16 protein-coding genes are annotated in these 15,873 nt (G+C 68.9%); 9 read left to right on the forward strand and 7 right to left on the reverse strand.

Annotated features, from left to right (window positions below; translation table 11 throughout):
* Position 1: 1 nt before the first annotated feature.
* On the reverse strand, positions 2–1,018 hold the full coding sequence (locus AB0M24_RS12265; RefSeq protein WP_363764920.1) for a polyprenyl synthetase family protein: 1,017 nt from the start codon (positions 1,016–1,018) through the stop codon (positions 2–4).
* Between the two features lie 246 nt (positions 1,019–1,264).
* Here AB0M24_RS12265 and AB0M24_RS12270 point away from each other — a divergent pair, with 246 nt between their 5' ends.
* A complete protein-coding gene (locus tag AB0M24_RS12270; protein WP_363764923.1) occupies positions 1,265–2,512 on the forward strand; it encodes a cytochrome P450 in 1,248 nt (415 codons plus the stop codon).
* Positions 2,513–2,564: 52 nt separating this feature from the next.
* Here AB0M24_RS12270 and AB0M24_RS12275 read toward each other — a convergent pair whose 3' ends face one another.
* Positions 2,565–3,398 (reverse strand): methyltransferase domain-containing protein, encoded by an 834-nt coding sequence (locus AB0M24_RS12275; RefSeq protein WP_363764926.1) that lies wholly within the window; start codon positions 3,396–3,398, stop codon positions 2,565–2,567.
* Between the two features lie 25 nt (positions 3,399–3,423).
* Positions 3,424–4,326: a methyltransferase domain-containing protein gene (locus AB0M24_RS12280; RefSeq protein WP_363764929.1), complete on the reverse strand. Its 903-nt coding sequence runs from the start codon at positions 4,324–4,326 to the stop codon at positions 3,424–3,426.
* A 171-nt stretch (positions 4,327–4,497) separates the two neighbouring features.
* On the opposite strand from AB0M24_RS12280, the gene ispH reads away from it, so the two are divergent.
* From ispH to ispG, 3 genes are read left to right on the forward strand one after another with little or no spacing between them, the layout of a single operon-like run.
* Positions 4,498–5,448: a 4-hydroxy-3-methylbut-2-enyl diphosphate reductase gene (gene ispH / locus AB0M24_RS12285; protein ID WP_363764931.1), complete on the forward strand. Its 951-nt coding sequence runs from the start codon at positions 4,498–4,500 to the stop codon at positions 5,446–5,448.
* A complete protein-coding gene (locus AB0M24_RS12290; protein WP_363764934.1) occupies positions 5,445–7,235 on the forward strand; it encodes a 1-deoxy-D-xylulose-5-phosphate synthase in 1,791 nt (596 codons plus the stop codon). The genes ispH and AB0M24_RS12290 overlap by 4 nt, the downstream gene beginning before the upstream one ends.
* Positions 7,232–8,359, forward strand: coding sequence for a flavodoxin-dependent (E)-4-hydroxy-3-methylbut-2-enyl-diphosphate synthase (gene ispG, locus AB0M24_RS12295; protein WP_363764937.1), 1,128 nt, complete (start codon positions 7,232–7,234; stop codon positions 8,357–8,359). The genes AB0M24_RS12290 and ispG overlap by 4 nt, the downstream gene beginning before the upstream one ends.
* 1 nt (position 8,360) lies before the next feature.
* On the opposite strand, the gene AB0M24_RS12300 is transcribed toward ispG, so the two are convergent.
* On the reverse strand, positions 8,361–8,597 hold the full coding sequence (locus tag AB0M24_RS12300) for a LuxR C-terminal-related transcriptional regulator (protein ID WP_363765727.1): 237 nt from the start codon (positions 8,595–8,597) through the stop codon (positions 8,361–8,363).
* A gap of 40 nt (positions 8,598–8,637) precedes the next feature.
* Positions 8,638–9,447, reverse strand: coding sequence for a streptomycin biosynthesis protein (locus AB0M24_RS12305; RefSeq protein WP_363764939.1), 810 nt, complete (start codon positions 9,445–9,447; stop codon positions 8,638–8,640).
* 660 nt (positions 9,448–10,107) lie between these two features.
* Here AB0M24_RS12305 and AB0M24_RS12310 point away from each other — a divergent pair.
* Positions 10,108–11,157, forward strand: coding sequence for a hypothetical protein (locus AB0M24_RS12310; protein ID WP_363764942.1), 1,050 nt, complete (start codon positions 10,108–10,110; stop codon positions 11,155–11,157).
* Here AB0M24_RS12310 and AB0M24_RS12315 read toward each other — a convergent pair.
* Both AB0M24_RS12315 and AB0M24_RS12320 read right to left on the reverse strand, forming a co-directional pair.
* Positions 11,154–11,564 (reverse strand): DUF5313 family protein, encoded by a 411-nt coding sequence (locus AB0M24_RS12315; RefSeq protein ID WP_363764945.1) that lies wholly within the window; start codon positions 11,562–11,564, stop codon positions 11,154–11,156. The genes AB0M24_RS12310 and AB0M24_RS12315 overlap by 4 nt on opposite strands.
* The gene (locus tag AB0M24_RS12320; RefSeq protein WP_363764948.1) at positions 11,561–11,953 is read right to left on the reverse strand and encodes a response regulator transcription factor; all 393 of its coding nucleotides are present in this window, start codon (positions 11,951–11,953) and stop codon (positions 11,561–11,563) included. Before AB0M24_RS12320 ends, AB0M24_RS12315 begins: the two co-directional genes overlap by 4 nt.
* 105 nt (positions 11,954–12,058) lie before the next feature.
* On the opposite strand from AB0M24_RS12320, the gene AB0M24_RS12325 reads away from it, so the two are divergent.
* Genes AB0M24_RS12325 through AB0M24_RS12340 form a run of 4 tightly spaced genes read left to right on the forward strand, consistent with a single transcriptional unit; the run spans position 12,059 to position 15,868 of the window.
* Complete coding sequence (locus AB0M24_RS12325; protein ID WP_363764950.1) at positions 12,059–12,409, forward strand: metalloregulator ArsR/SmtB family transcription factor; 351 nt, start codon at positions 12,059–12,061, stop codon at positions 12,407–12,409.
* A 50-nt stretch (positions 12,410–12,459) separates the two neighbouring features.
* Positions 12,460–12,939, forward strand: a complete 480-nt coding sequence (locus AB0M24_RS12330; protein WP_363764953.1) for an NADH-quinone oxidoreductase subunit B family protein — start codon at positions 12,460–12,462, stop codon at positions 12,937–12,939.
* Entirely contained in the window at positions 12,936–14,924 is a 1,989-nt protein-coding gene (locus AB0M24_RS12335) for a proton-conducting transporter membrane subunit (RefSeq protein ID WP_363764956.1), read from the forward strand. Before AB0M24_RS12330 ends, AB0M24_RS12335 begins: the two co-directional genes overlap by 4 nt.
* On the forward strand, positions 14,921–15,868 hold the full coding sequence (locus AB0M24_RS12340; RefSeq protein WP_363764959.1) for an NADH-quinone oxidoreductase subunit H: 948 nt from the start codon (positions 14,921–14,923) through the stop codon (positions 15,866–15,868). Before AB0M24_RS12335 ends, AB0M24_RS12340 begins: the two co-directional genes overlap by 4 nt.
* Positions 15,869–15,873 lie beyond the last annotated feature (5 nt).

The raw sequence follows: 15,873 nt of genomic DNA on the forward strand, positions 1-15,873 counted from the left end.
ATCAGGCGCTCCGATGGACGATGCGGTCGAAGACGGCGGCGAGCTCGTTCGACGCCGCCGGGATCAGCTCGGCTCGTCCGAGATGGGCCAACGCCGAGTCGAAATGACTGCGGGACAACTGTTCCGCCGTGCGCCTGCCGCCGGACTCCTCGACCAGGTCGGCGATCTTCTGCAGATGCGCCACCGTCGTGTCGTCGGCCTGCCACAGCTCGCGCAACCGCTCGCTCGCCGGGCCGCCGGCGGTCAGCCCCGCCATCACCGGGCAGGACGGGTTGCGCCGCTGGATGTCGCTGCGCACGGGCTTGCCCGTCACCGCAGGGTCACCCCAGATGTCCTCGACGTCGTTGAGGATCTGGAAAGCGAGCCCCAGATGCCTGCCCGCGCCGCGCAGGGCGGCGAGCACGTGCTCCGGCCTGCCCGCTCGCAGCGCCGGGGTCACCAGAGCGCACTCCAGCAGTGCGGAGGTCTTCTCCTCGACGATCCGTTCGTAGTCGCGGATTCCGGCGTCCGCGTCCAGCCGGACCGTGAACTCGCGTGCCTGACCGGAGAGGACCAGGCGGGTGGCTTCCGCGAACGCGCAGGAGATCTCCGCACGGCCTGGACCGGGGTCGTCGACGACCAGCTGGAGGCTGAGGCCCTGCAACGCGTCCCCGGCCAGGATGGCGAGACCGGTGCCGAACACCGTCCACGCGGCACGGCGGCCACGACGCAGGTCGTCGCCGTCGATGATGTCGTCGTGGATCAGCGTGGAGTTGTGCAGCAACTCCAGCGCCGCCGCCTGGGACACGACGTCCTGCGGGCGCAGGCCCACTCCCGCGGCCGCCGCCATCATGAGGGCGGAGCGGGTCAGCTTGCCGTTCGCGGCGCCGCTGGGTTCACCGTGCTCGTCGATGAAACCGAGGTGGTACGAGCTGATCCTGGCCAGCGTCGGCTCCAGCGCGGAGACCTGCTGCCGCACGACGGGCAACACCGCGGACCGCACCGTCCCCGGCGACAGCAGGGTGTCGAGTGTGCTCATCGGATTCTCCTGGAATTGAGCGCGAAAAACCGCCCGAGTAGAGTTCGGGAATTTCAGCGGTGGTTCCGACAATCATCCTGAACGACCTCTCGCGTTCGTGTCAACGACACCGCGTGAACAGCTTCGACTTTGGGAAAAACCCCAAAGACCCGTGGGGTGCAGCCCGAATCCGACTAATGTGTGGAGTGGTGGCTGCTCGACGCGACCCGCCCCTGGCGACGGTGCACTCAAAGCTTGAGAGGCGAAATGGCTGTATCAGCCGATTCCGGGAAATTGCGTGAAGGCAGGCCGTTCGACCCGTACGGCGAACATCGCGACGACCCGTACTCATTCCTGGCCGGCATCGGAGACGACGAACCGGTGTTCTACGCGCCTTTGCTCGACGCGTGGTGCGTCAGCCGGCGCGAGGAACTGCTCGCCGTGCTCAAGGACGACAAGAGCTACTCGGCGCGCGACCACAACCCCCGTCCCAAGGCGAAGCTGCCCGACGACGTGGCCAAGATGTTCAAGACCTGGCGCGGCGACGGCGGTCTGGGCGTCGGCTCGCTCGACCCGCCCGCGCACGCCAGGGTCCGCGAGGTGCTCAACATCGGGTTCACCCCGGCCAAGGTCAGGGCGTTCGAACCGACCATGCGCAAGATCGCCACGGACCTGGTCGAGCGCGTGGCGGCGGAGCAGGAGTTCGACTTCATCGAGGCGTTCTGCGTGCCGTACGCCCTGGAAGTGATGTGTGCGCGCCTCGGCGTCCCGGACTCCCACCTCGACCGCTGCCGCCTGTGGTCCGAGCAGCGCATCGAGCTGATGATGCTGCAGCACGACACCGACCCCGAGCTGATGCGGGAGTGGGCCAGGGGGCTGGTCGAGTTCGGTGCCTTCGCCCGTGAGCTCGCGCGGGACCGGCTGGCGAACCCGCAGGACGACCTGATCAGCGAGCTGCTGCACGACGGCAAGGCGGGCAACACGCTCACCGCCGACGAGGTCGCCGTCCAGATCCCCACGCTGATCTTCGCCGGTCACATGACCTGCGCCGAGGCGCTCGGCACGATCATGTACCAGCAGCTGAAGTCACCCGGCGGCTGGGCTCAGGTCTCCGACGGGACGATCGACACCCGTGACCTCGTCGAGGAGGGGCTGCGCTTCGACGCTCCGCTGGCGGGCATGTACCGGACCGCGACGCGTGACGTGGTGGTCGGCGACGTGCACCTGGCCGAGGGCAGCCGGCTGCTCCTGCTTTACGGAACCGCAGGCAGGGACACCCGCGTGCACGCCTGCCCGGCCGCGTTCAACCCGGGCAGCGGCTCGTCCTCGCACCTGGCGTTCGGTCACGGCATCCACTTCTGCCTAGGTGCCTCGTTCGCCCGCGCGGAGCTGGAGGTCGCGGTGCAGGCCATCGCCACGAGGATGCCGGGTCTGACCTTGGCACCGGGGCAGTCGCCGCGGCACAAGCCGGTGTTCCCGCTGCGGGCGTTGACGGAGCTGCGCGTCCGGCAGTGAGCGCACCGGAAAGGGCCCCGACCGGATCTGGTCGGGGCCCTTTCGCGTGTGGTCAGGCGCGGGTCGCGGTCACGTAGATGTAGCCGCTCTCCGGGATGGAACCGAAGGCGCGCACGCCCTTGATGAGCGAGTCGGCCTGCTCGGTGCCGACCAGGTCGGCGAGCTTGTCGCGGACCGTCTCGAAGGCGTCGGCCATCAGCAGGAGCGTGCGGATCACGTTGTCGGTGATGTCCACGATCTCCACGTCCACGAAACCGCTGGCAGCCAGGTTCTTCGCGTACTCGTCGATCGTGCCCAGGGTCGTCACGCCGTAGTTGGCCTTGACGTGGTCGATGACCGCCTGGCCCTCGGGGGTGATCGGGTCGCGCTGGACGACGTCGGCGACGACCAGCCGGCCGCCGGGGCGCAGCACGCGGGCGGCCTCGGAGAGCACCTGGCCGCGGTCGGGCATGTGCCACATCGACTCGAAGGCCCAGGCCGCGTCGAACGAGCCGTCGGGGAACGGCAGGTCCATGGCGTCCGCGAACTGGAACGTGGCCTTGTCGCCGAGCCCGGCGGCAACGGCGTCGGAGTTCGCCTGCTCCACCTGCAGATGGCTGATGCTGATGCCCACCACGCGCACGTCGCTGGTGCGGACGAGCCGCCGCGCGGGATGGCCGATGCCGCAGCCGATGTCGAGGACCCGCTGGCCGGGCTGGGTGGCCAGACCGGAGATCATCAGGTCGGTCAGGCGGTCCGTGGCGACCTCGACGGAGCTGTCGTCGGCGTCGTTCTCCCAGTAGCCGTAGTGGATGTTCGGTCCCCACACGGAACGGTAGACCCGGCCGAACCCGTCGTACACGTTGCGGACTTCGGCGTGATGGGCGGGGGTCTGGTCGATCGTCATGAAGAACTCCGCATCGTCGTGACAGTCACTTCTTCTCGAAGCGCAGGAAACTCAAGCTCAAACCGCCCGCGCGCCATTCCGCGCCCTGAGCCTCGTTCGCCAGCAGGGAGATCCGCATGTTCCTGCGCTCGACCGCGGAGAGGCCGTTGTCGCTGTCCAGAACGGCCCTCGTCCAGGCTGCGCTCTCGTCCCAGAACGGCGCGGTCTCCGCCGTCGCGTCGACCTCGTCGACCAGTTCGAAACCGGCGGCTTTCGCGGCTTTCGCGTAGTCGCCGACCGAGACCGGCTTGCAGTAGAAGTACTCCGCCCACACGTCGGCGCCGCCGGGCCGGGTGGTGAACACCTCTTCGATGCACACGCTGCCACCAGGGCGAATGACGTGCGACAGGCGCTCGAACCACTGCGGGCGGTTGAAGTACCCGCTGCTCTCGATGGCCACGGCCGCGTCGTACGGGCCGTCGTCCACGGTGAGGTGGTTGGCGTCGCAGACCAGCGTGCGGACCTTTCCGTCGACGCCGCATTCCCGCGCGAACCCGTTGATGAACTGCGGGTGTTCCGGGGCGTTGGTGATCGCCGTGACGTCGGCGCCGTATTCCTGCGCCCAGAAGAGCGAACCGCCGCCGAGACCGCAGCCGACGTCCAGCACCTTGCCCGAGAGCCGGTGTTCGGCGCCCCAGATCTTGGCGCCGTACTGCAGCAGGCCTTCCTGGTGCACGCGAATGCTGCTGCGAATGGATTCCGGCGTCGCGTCAGCGGCGTGCAGCGGCGTTTCCGAGCTGGGGTAGTAGCCGACGTGGTAGTGAATCCGGGGGCCCGGCCCGTACTTGCGGACGAGCTTGGCCGTTTTCGCGTCGTAGTACTGGCCGACTACCCGCACCTCGTCCTGGGGGTCCAGCGCTGCCAGAGGTGAACTTGAAAGATTTGCCACGGTCACTTCTCCAGGGCTCGGTTGCCGACCGGATTTCTCGCGAATAGCGATCGCATTCCATCGTGGAGTGACGGCGGTGTTCGTGTCAACGACAGTGCGAGCCCGGGTTCGACTTTGGGAAAAACCCCAAACGGAGACTGGACAATGCGCGTACCGGGCTATTCTGCAGAAATGAGTGGCGGTAAGCAGGTCCTGCTGGCCGAGCCGCAGGGATTTTGTGCCGGGGTGCGCCGGGCGATAGCCATCATCGATCTCGCCCTGGAACGGCACGGCGCGCCCGTCTACGTCCGCAAGGAGATCGTGCACAACCACCACGTGGTGCGCGAGTTCCAGCAACGGGGTGTGCGGTTCGTCGACTCCGAGGACGAGGTGCCGGAGGGCGCGGTGTGCGTGTTCTCCGCGCACGGCGTCTCCCCGCAGGTGCGCCGGAACGCGGACGCGCGCTCGTTGGACGTGATCGACGCGACCTGCCCGCTGGTGGCCAAGGTGCACCAGGAGGCCCGCCGGTTCGCCCGCGACGGCAGGACGTTGCTGCTCGTCGGCCACGCGAACCACGAGGAGGTCGAGGGCACCTTCGGCCACGCTCCCGACCAGACGATCATCGTCGAGACGGTCGAGGACGCCGAGGCGCTCGATCTTCCTGCTGACGCACCGGTTGCTTACCTGACCCAGACGACGCTCTCCGTGGACGAGACCAGGGACATCATCTCGGTGCTGCAGCGCAGGTTCACGGACTTGCGCGGGCCCGGCACCGACGACATCTGCTACGCCAGCCAGAACCGCCAGGACGGCGTTCGTGCCGTCGTCGACCGCTGCGACCTGGTGCTGGTGGTCGGGTCGACGAACTCCAGCAACTCGATCCGGATGGTCGAGGTGGCGCGCCGGCACGGCGGCCGGGCCGAGCTGGTGCCGGACGTGACCCACTTCGACCGCGCCTGGTTGGACGGCGTGAAGTCGGTCGGGGTGAGCGCGGGGGCGAGCGCGCCGCAGATCCTCGTGGACCAGCTGCTCGACCTGCTCGCCGAGCTGGGCTACGCGGACACGGCGGTGCACCGGGTGGCGACCGAGGACATCGTGTTCTCGCCGCCCGCACGACTCATGGGAGGGGTGGACGCGCCGTGACGTTGCTGGACACCGTGGATTCCCCGGCACGGCTGCGCGAGCTGAGCCCAGGGGAGCTGCGCGATCTCGCGAGCGAGATTCGCGCGTTCCTGATCGAGCGGGTGTCGGCCGCCGGAGGACACCTCGGGCCCAACCTGGGTGTGGTGGAGCTGACCCTCGCGCTGCACACCGTCTTCGAGTCCCCGCGCGACAGGTTGTTGTGGGACACCGGACATCAGTCGTACGTGCACAAGATCCTCACGGGGCGCCGGGCCGGTTTCTCCCGGCTGCGGAAGCCCGGTGGCGTGTCCGGCTATCCGTGCCGCGAGGAGTCCGAGCACGACCTGGTGGAGAACTCGCACGCGTCCACCGCACTGTCCTATGCGGACGGTCTGGCGCGCGCGGACGCTCACCTCGGGCGGCGTGACGGGGCCGTAGTCGCGGTCATCGGCGATGGTGCCATGACCGGTGGGATGGCCTGGGAGGCGTTGAACAACATCGCGGGTGGGCCGGAGCGGTCGCTAGTCATCGTGCTCAACGACAACGAACGTTCCTACGCGCCAACTGTCGGTGGGCTGGCGTCGCACCTCGCCTCGTTGCGGGCGGGGCACGGGCCCGGTGTGTTCGGGCAGCTCGGGCTCGGCTATCTCGGGCCGGTCGACGGTCACGACATCGCCGCCGTCCAGGACGCGTTGCGTGAGGCGGCCGCGCTGGGTGGGCCGGTGGTGGTGCACGTGATCACCGCCAAAGGCAGGGGATACCTGCACACCGAGACCAACGCGCTCGACCTCGGGCACGCCGTCAAACCGATGGATCCGCACACCGGCAAGGCGTTGAAGTCCTCGCCGCGGTCGTTCACGTCGGTCTTCAGCGAGAAGCTCGTCGAACTGGCTTCTCGGCGCGACGACCTCGTGGCCATCACGGCCGCGATGGCCGAGCCGACCGGGCTTCTGGCGTTGCAGCAACGGTTTCCCTCGCGGGTGATCGACGTGGGCATCGCCGAGCAGCACGCTGTGACGATGGCCGCCGGGTTGTCGATGGGCGGTGTGCACCCGGTGGTGGCGATCTATTCGACGTTCGTCAACCGCGCGCTGGACCAGTTGCTGATGGACGTCGCGCTGCATCGTCGTCCGGTGACGTTCGTGCTCGACCGGTCCGGGGTGACCGGCGACGACGGGCCGTCGCACAACGGCATGTGGGACCTCTCGGTGCTGCAGGTCGTGCCGGGTCTGCGCATCGCCGCGCCCCGCGATGGTGCCCAGCTGGCCTCGTTGCTGGAGGAAGCGGTGGCGTGGCAGGAAGGTCCGACCCTGCTGCGGTTCCCCAAAGGCCCCGCCGGTGAGGACATTCCGGCCACCGCCACGTTCAACGGGCTCGACGTGCTGCAACGCTCCGGCTCGATGGACGTCCTGATCGTCGCGGTCGGCGCGCTGGCCGGCCTCGCGTTGACGGTCGCGGAAGGTCTGCTGGCCCAAGGCGTCGGCGTCACCGTGGTGGATCCGCGCTGGGTCACCCCGGTCAACCCCGCGCTCGCCGACCTCGCCCGCCGCCACCGGCTCGCGATCACGGTCGAGGACAACAGCCGCGCGGGCGGTGTCGGTTCGGCGATCGCGCAGACGTTGCGGGACAACGACGTCAGCACACCATTGCGCGAGTTCGGCATTCCGCGCCGGTTCCTGCAGCACGGTTCGCGGGCCGAGGTGCTCGCCGCCTGCGGGCTGACCGCGCAGGACATCACCGGCTCGGTGCTGGAGCTGCTCACGCCGGTCGACGATCCGTGGTCCGTCCTGTCAGGAGACGAACGATGACAGCCATCAACCTGGGCATGCCCGCGGTTCCGCTCACCGTGGCCACCCGGCGCACCACCCGGCGGATCATGGTGGGCTCGGTGCCGGTCGGCGGGGACGCGCCCGTGTCGGTGCAGTCGATGACCACCACGCCGACCGCGGACGTCGACGCGACCCTGCAGCAGATCGCCGAGCTCACCGCGGCCGGCTGCGAGATCGTGCGGGTCGCCGTGCCGTCGGCGGACGACGCGGCCGCGCTGCCCATCATCGCGCGAAAATCGGGCATCCCGGTGATCGCCGACATCCACTTCCAGCCGAAGTACGTGTTCGCGGCGATCGACGCCGGGTGCGCGGCGGTACGGGTGAACCCCGGCAACATCCGTCAGTTCGACGACCAGGTCGGCGCGATCGCCCGTGCGGCAGGAGATGCCGGGGTGCCGATCCGGATCGGCGTCAACGCGGGCTCGCTGGACAAGCGCCTGCTGGACAAACACGGCGGCGTCACCCCGGAAGCGTTGGTGGAGTCGGCTTTGTGGGAGTGCTCGCTGTTCGAGGAGCACGGCTACACCGACTTGAAGATCTCGGTGAAGCACCACGACCCGGTCGTGATGATCGAGGCCTACCGCAAGCTCGCCGCGCGCTGCGACTACCCGCTGCACCTGGGCGTCACTGAAGCAGGCCCGCGCTTCCAGGGCACGATCAAGTCGTCCGTCGCGTTCGGCGCGCTGCTGGCGGAGGGGATCGGCGACACGATCCGGGTGTCGCTGTCCGCGCCGCCGGTCGAGGAAGTCAAGGTGGGCAACCAGATCCTGGAGTCCCTGGGGCTGCGGCCGCGGGGGCTCGACATCGTGTCGTGCCCGTCGTGCGGCCGCGCTCAGGTGGACGTGCACACGCTGGCCGAGCAGGTCACCGCCGCGCTGGAGGGCTTCCCGGTGCCGTTGCGCGTGGCGGTGATGGGCTGCGTGGTGAACGGCCCCGGCGAGGCGAGGGAAGCCGACCTCGGGGTGGCGTCCGGCAACGGCAAGGGCCAGATCTTCGTGAAGGGCGAGGTGATCCGCACGGTCCCGGAGTCCCAGATCGTCGAGACGTTGCTGGCCGAAGCCGCCCGAATCGCCGAGGAGATGGGCGTGGACATCGAAGCGTGACTCAATCCACGGTGTCGCACGCGACCCGGGGCGGCCACGAATCGGCGCGCAGAATCTCGAGCACGAAAGCCCGGGAAACCAGCGCGGTCCGGTTCGGTGCCTGCAGCTTGTCGGACATGACGCGGACGTGGTAGTCGACGGTTTTCGGGCTGAGGTAAAGCTCTCGGGACAACCGGCCGCTGGAAAACCCGGCTGCGACGCCTTCCAGGATCTTGGCCTGCAACGAACTCAGCATCATGGGCACCCGTCCATTCCGTGACAACGTTGACATGCTCTGGTCAAGACCCATCCCGGCGGCCTTCCTCGACCTGGTCGCTGACCTGATCGGCGAAAGCGGCCCAGAACCGCGCGTTGTGCCGCGCCAGTGCGGCGATCGAGCCGACGCAGTGCGCCGGAATGTCCGTCACCGGCGGTGCCACGCGCCCTGTCGCGGAATACGCGTCCAGCCAACGCAACAGCGCCCGCCCGGCCTCGCTGAGTCGCAGCGACGGATCCTTGACCAGCGTCCGCATGATCGCGACGGGATCGAGATCGAGCTCTGGTTTGACGGTCTGCCGCCTGGACGCGTCTTTCCTGACAGGAACGGGATCTTCGCCACTGCTGATCCGGTTGCGCACATCCAGTACGGTGGAAGGCGCGATACCCGCCGCCCTGGCGATGTCGCGGAGTGACCGGTCGGGATCGGCGCGCATCAGCTCGCCGGCCAGCCTGCGTCCGTCCGAACTGTCGAGCGGACGCCGCCTGCCGTCCCGGCCGATTCGGGTGTTCGACTGATCGGTCTCGACACTCGAACACTTCCGAATCTCGCCCACCGTGCTCGCCGCCAGCCCGCTGACCAGCGCGATCCACCGATCCGACCGCGCCGGGTGCGTGGCGATGATCCTTTCCGCGGCGGCCTTGCGATCCGCGACCGACAACGGCAGTCCGTTGGCGGTATTCGCCTCGACGGCGAGAACGAAAGCGTCGTCCTCGTCACCGTCGAAGAACTGCACCTCGATGTGCTCGCGATTGCTCAACGCCGCGGCCTGAACCCGATGCACGCCATCGACGACAGTCATCGTGGCGCGATGCACGATGATCGGCGGCATGCGGACGTTCGTTCTCGCCAGGACTCGGACATATCCGTCGCTAACGCCACTCGTTCTCGGCGAACCGCCGACCCGCAGCCGACTGATCGGCACCATCTCGGTGGCAATGGCGCCGGCCTGATAAGCCCGCCACGGGGACGGCGGCTCGTGGTCGCCGTACTCAAAGCCCTGATGCTGCATCAAAGCCGTCCTTCGGTACGCGATCGCTCGCGAGCAACTCCTACCTTCGCCAGACAATCAGGTCGACGCCGCAACCGGACACTGCACGAGTACGTAGTAATCGCGGCGCACCGAACCTCTGCCGGCTATCCGACTTGATCGGTCCAGACGACTGTGGTGCGCTGTTTTCGCAAGTAATCGAGGGTTTCCGGTTGACCTTGAAGCTACGAAATACCCACACGTTCGGTCAACGGCCGACCACGGAGTGTTCCTTAATCCTGTGGTTCAGGCGCCCATTTGAGACGAGCCATAATGGCGAATTCGACGGCTGTCCAGGTGTTCGAACGCAATTCGGCCGTCTCAACTGGCCGCCTTCACAATGAAGTCTAAAAGGGACACTTGAGCGCGTCCAACATGGACCTCTTTTGACGTGGAAAAAGGCTTGTTCCGGAACATTTCCCGGAACAGGCGCGGTCGTGACGTACATGGTTGTCTGAGCGCATGAGCACCGTGCCCGCGGAGTTGTGGGACCTCTCCGAGAGCGACCAGGAGGCGGTCGAGGTCGTGGTGGTCAGCGACCTTCCGCTGTCCGAGGCGACCGACCGGCTGCTGGCCACGATCGCTCACTGCTGGCCGAACCAGGACTGGACCCTGGAGACCGTGGTGTCGGCGACCGCGCAGGGGCCCGCGATGTGGATCAACGGCCACGGCGAGTGGGATCTCCGCCCGGTCGTGCAGCCCATCGCCGCCGCGCTGCCCTTGTGCGGACTCGGCGACGCGCGGCTCGAGCAGCTGCGCCTGGACAGCCCCGGAATGCTGCGCTCGCATCCCACCCCGTTCATCGAAGGCCGTTTCGCCGTCGGCGAGGGAGCCGACCCCGTCGCCGAGCTGATCGAGTGGTGTTTCGCGCTGCCGCACCCGCGACGCAGGGGCCACCTGGTCGCGGGCATGCTCTGCACGGCGCTCCCGGAAGCCGTCGCGGCCGAGGTGCTGGCCGTCAACAGTCGCATCGTGGCCGACCCCGCCCTCGATGTGCTCGTCTGGCCTCATGCGAAGCTGATCGTCGAAGCGGACGGTGCCTTCCGCATGCTCACGACCGACCTCGAGTCCGGCTATGTCTCCATTTCCGACGGCACTCGCCGCACGGCCGACTTCGACTGGCAGGCGTCGCTGAACGCCATCACGTCGGTGATGTCCCGCGCCGACGCCTGGGCGGACCAGGCTTTCGCCAAGCGCGGCGGCGTGTGGTCGGACACCGGAGTCCGCACGCTGGAGCGGTGGGTGCCAGATCCGCGACCGGTCCCGTGGCGTGGCGATACCCAACGCGTCCTGGAGCGCACGCACTTGTTGGACGCCTTCGGGCTCATGCTGCTCAGCGAGGACAAATGGGCACATGTGCCGGACAACGGCAGGTGGACCGCGGAGCCTGCGGGCGCGGCGTTTCTCGTGCGACACGTGGACTCGGGTGCGTGGTTCCAGCACGAACTTCCAGACGCCTCAACGCATTCGACCGCTCGTGACGACCTGCGGGGCCTGCTCAGCGCTTTCTAGGAATCACCTGGGCGGCTCTCGCTGCGGTACCGCCGTTCGTAGGCGGCCTTGGCGAGCGCGTCGGCTTCGGCGTGTTTCGCACGGCGGGTCTGTGCTCCGAGACCTCGTTCGAAGCCTTGCTTCACCAGGCGTTGCTCGGTGGTGTGCCACATGTAGGTCATCGAGTAGAAGTAGCCGACGAACATGCCGAGCAGGATCGACAGGATCCTGATCAGGAGTGGTCCGGGCAGCAGGAGCAGCAGCAGGATCGGCGACATCTGGACGAAGGCGCGGATGAAGTGCCGCACCGCCCAGGTGCGGCAGGTGACGTCGTGCAGGACCCAGGGGTTGCAGCGTTGGGGGAGTCGGCCGCCCAGCGCGTACCAGAGCCACTGGAACGGGTTGGGTCGGGTTCCGCGCAGGGTCACTGGGTGGTGCCTTCCTCGGCTGCTCGGCGGATGGCCGCCAGGATCTTGCGGTTGGGCACGCCTTTGATGACGTACTCGACGACGCCGAGGTCGCGGAGTTCGGTCTCGGACGGTCCGTCGATGAGCCCCCACAGCGCGACGAGCTTGACCGCGGGGACCTTCTGGTGGATTCGGCGGATGGCGTGCAGGCCGTCGCCGGACAGGTGCACGTCCACGACGGCGACCTCGGGCTGGTGCTGTTCGGCCAGGCGGATCGCGTCGTCGGCTGTGCCCGCGACGGCGACCACGTCGATGTCGGCTGCGCCTTGCAGGACTTGCCGGAGTGTGTCGCGGAAGAACGACGATCCGTCGGCGACGAGAACTCGCAGTGGAGTGGGAGTTCCGGGCACGGGTGAGGTCCTGTCGGGCTGTGCGGTTTCGGACTTGCTAAGGTTAGCAAGTGCTGAAGCCTGCGACCAGGTGCCGGCGAGGCGCGGGCGGGAAGGGGTGCGCGGGTGAGCAAGCCGCTGTACCAGCTCAAGGCGGAGTTCTTCAAAACTCTCGGGCATCCGGCGCGGATCAGGGTGCTGGAGCTGCTGAGCCTGCGCGAGCACGCGGTCGCGGAGATGGTGCCGCAGGTGGGTGTCGAGCCCGCGAACCTGTCCCAGCAGCTCGCGGTGCTGCGCCGGGCAGGCCTGGTCACCACCCGCAAGGAAGGCGCGGCGGTGCACTACTCGCTGACCAGTCCGCACGTGGCCGAACTGCTGGTCGCCGCTCGCCTGATCCTGTCGGGGGTGCTGTCCGGGCAGATCGAGCTGCTCGAGGACCTCCGCGCGACGAGTCCGCCGGTGCCGCGCACCGGGTGAACCGCACCGGACTTCTCCGTGTTGACCGACTCCATCGCGGGAGCGAGAGCGTGCTGAGCTTGTGGCGCAAGATCCGCCGGACCGGGCGAGTGGCCGAGCCCGCCCCGCCGTCGCCGGAGAGGCTGGAGCGGGCGGCGGTGCTGGGCGGGTCGGTGCAGATCCGGCACGTCGACGCGGGGTCGTGCAACGGGTGCGAGGTCGAGATCGCGTCGGCGTTCGGGCCGGTCCACGACGGTGAGCGGTACGGGGCGCGGCTGGTGGCCTCGCCGCGGCACGCCGACGCGTTGCTGGTGACCGGGGTCGTGACGCGGAACATGGCCGAGCCGTTGCGGCGGACGTTCGACGCGGTGCCGTCGCCGAAGCTCGTGGTGGCGGTGGGGGACTGCGCACGCGACTGCGGAGTGTTCGCGGGCGCCTACGGGGTGGCCGGTGCCGTTCGGGACGTCGTGCCGGTCGACCTGGAGATTCCGGGTTGTCCGCCGCGGCCGGAGGCGATCGTCGAGGGACTGCGGAAGCTGACCGGCCGATGAACCTCGTTGCGACCGGGATGGCCGCGGCGGTGGCCATCGGACTGGTGACGGCGCTGGTCGCCGTTGTGATCCGCCCACGTGCGGCGGTGGTCGGTGCGGGGACGGCGCTGACGGGTGCGGCCGCGGTTGTCGCCGGCGCCGCGGCGACGGGCGGTGGCTCGTTTTCCGTTGTGCTGCCTGGGGTGTTGCCGTTGTCGGGGGTCTCGCTGACGCTGGATCCGCTGGGTGGGTTGTTCGTCGCGGTGACCGGCGGTGTCGCGGCAGCGGCAGGGATTTATGCCATGTCCTACATGGACACTCCGGATCTGCGCGCACGTGGTGTGCAGGTGGCGTTGCCGGTGTTCGTGGTGGCGATGGTGCTGGTGCCGGCGGCGGCGAGTGCGGGCACGTTGCTGGTGTGCTGGGAGCTGATGGCGCTGGCGTCGCTGGTGCTGGTGGTCGCCGAGCATCGGCGCGGCCCGCAGGTCGCCTCGGCGGGCCGGTGGTACGCGGTGATGACGCACCTGGGGTTCGTGTCTGTCCTGATTGGACTGATGGTGTTCGTGGCGCACGCCCCGGACGACTCGTTCACGGCATTGCGTGAGGCGGGGCGGAACTTGTCGCCGTCGGCGGCGGGGATCGTCTTCACGTTGACACTGGCCGGTTTCGCGTCCAAGGCGGGCATCGTGCCGTTGCACGCGTGGCTGCCGCGCGCGCACCCGGAGGCGCCCAGCCACGTGTCGGCCTTGATGTCGGCGGCGATGGTGAACCTCGGGGTGTACGGGGTGGTGCGGGTCGGCGTCGACCTGCTCGGTGGTGGCGCGGTGTGGTGGTGGCTGCTGGTGCTCGCGCTGGGCGCGGTGTCGGCGGTGTACGGGATTCTGCAGGCCGCGATGAGCTCGGACCTGAAGCGGCTGCTGGGGCAGTCGACCACGGAGAACATGGGGCTGGTGCTGGTCGGCGTCGGCGCGGCCGGCCTCTTCGCGTCGTCCGGTGATCAGGCTCTGGCCGCGCTGGCGTTGACCGCGGCGCTGCTGCACGTGGTCGGGCACGCGGCGTTCAAGACGTTGTTGTTCCTCGCGGCGGGTTCGGTGCTGCACGCGACGGGAAGTCGTGATCTCGACGCGCTGGGTGGGTTGCGGCCGGTGATGCCGGTGACCACGGCGGCGTTCGGGCTGGGGGCGCTGGCGGCCTCGGCGTTGCCGCCGGGGACCGCGTTCGTGTCGGAGTGGTTGTTGTTGCAGGCGTTGATCCACGGACTGCCCGCGGGCGGGGTGGCGGCGGCGATCGCGATGCCCGTGGCGGTGGCGGCGGTGGCGTTGACCGCGGGGCTGGCGGTGGCCACGTTCGTGAAGGCGTTCGGGGTGGGATTCCTGGCCAAACCCCGCAGCGCTGCCGCGGCGGGCGCGCATGAGAGCCCGTTCACCATGCTCGTCGGGATGACCGTCGCGGCGGCGGTGTGCGTGGTGCTCGCGCTCTGGCCGGGCGCGATTCTGCCCGCGGTCCAGGCCGCGGCCGGTGGCGCCGCGGTGTCCGGTGACGTGACGTTGCGGCTGAGCCGGGCGACTGGGGCGTTGTCGCCGTTGCTGCTCACGCTGGCGCTCGTTGCCGGCTTCGTCGTGGTGGCAGGGGCTTTCGCGGGACGGCGGGCGCGTCGGGAGGCGCGGTTGTGGGACTGCGGTGGGGGACCGATGTCGGCGCGCATGGAGTACACGGCGACGTCGTTCGCCGAGCCGTTGCAGCGGGTGTTCGACGACGTGGTGCAGCCGGAGCTGGACGTGGACGTGTCGCACCACCAGGAGTCGCGCTATCTCGTGCAGGCCGTGGAATACCGCCGAAAGGTTCCTGATCGGATCGAGAAGCGCCTCTACCGACCGGTGCTCGCCCTGATCACGGCGTGGGGCCGGGCGGGGCGCGGGCTGGCGCCGGGCAGTGTGCACCGCTACCTCGGCTACGGCTTCTACGCGGTGTGTGGCGTGCTGATCCTGTTGGCGGTGACCAGGTGAGTGCGCTCGGGATTGTCGGCGGGGTGGTGCAGCCGGTGCTGATCGTGGCCGGGTCGCCTCTGCTGGTCGGGTTGATGCGGCAGGTGCGGGCCCGGCTGGAGGGACGAGCCGGTGCCGGGATCCTGCAGCCGTGGCGTGATCTGCGCAAGTTGTCGCGCAAGGAGCGGATCGAGCCGCGGGGCACGAGCGACGTGTTCCGGTTCGCGCCGCTGGTGTTGGTGGCCACGACGCTGGTGGTCGCGGTCGTGGTGCCGTTCGTCACCACGGAGTCCGCTGTGGACCCGGTGGCGGATCTGTTCGCGGTGGTGGCGTTGCTGGCGTTGGGCGCGGTGGCGCTCGCGTTGGCGGGGCTGGACACCGGGACGGCGTTCGGTGGTATGGGCGCCAGCCGGGAGATGACGATCCTGGCGCTGGTCGAACCGACGTTGCTGGTGGCGATCTTCGCGTTGTCGGTGCGGGTGGGGTCGACCAACCTGGGCGCGATCGTGTCGTCGACGTTGCACGATCCGGCGCGGGTGATCTCGCCGGCGAGCCTGCTGGCGGCGGTCGCGCTGGTCGTGGTGATCGTGGCGGAGACGGGGCGGATCCCGGTGGACAACCCGTCGACGCACCTTGAGCTGACGATGGTCCACGAGGCGATGGTGCTGGAGTACGCGGGTCCTGATCTGGCGCTGGTGGAACTGGCCGCGGCCATGCGGCTGTCGGTGTTCCTCGGGTTGCTCGCGAACTTGTTCGCACCGTGGGGAATCGCCACCACGGCCACGCCGCCGGCGGTGCTGATCGGTGTGCTGGCCCTGGTGGTGAAGGTCGGTGTGCTGGGCGGGTTGCTCGCGGCCGCCGAGGTGTTCGTGGCCAAGCTGCGGCTGTTCCGGGTGCCCGAGTTGCTGGCGGGGTCGTTCCTGCTCGCGCTGCTGGCCGTCGCCGCCTCGTTCTTCCTGGCCTGAAAGGG

This window comes from Lentzea sp. NPDC051838 (assembly GCF_040681245.1).
In the GTDB taxonomy this organism is placed as follows: domain Bacteria; phylum Actinomycetota; class Actinomycetes; order Mycobacteriales; family Pseudonocardiaceae; genus Lentzea.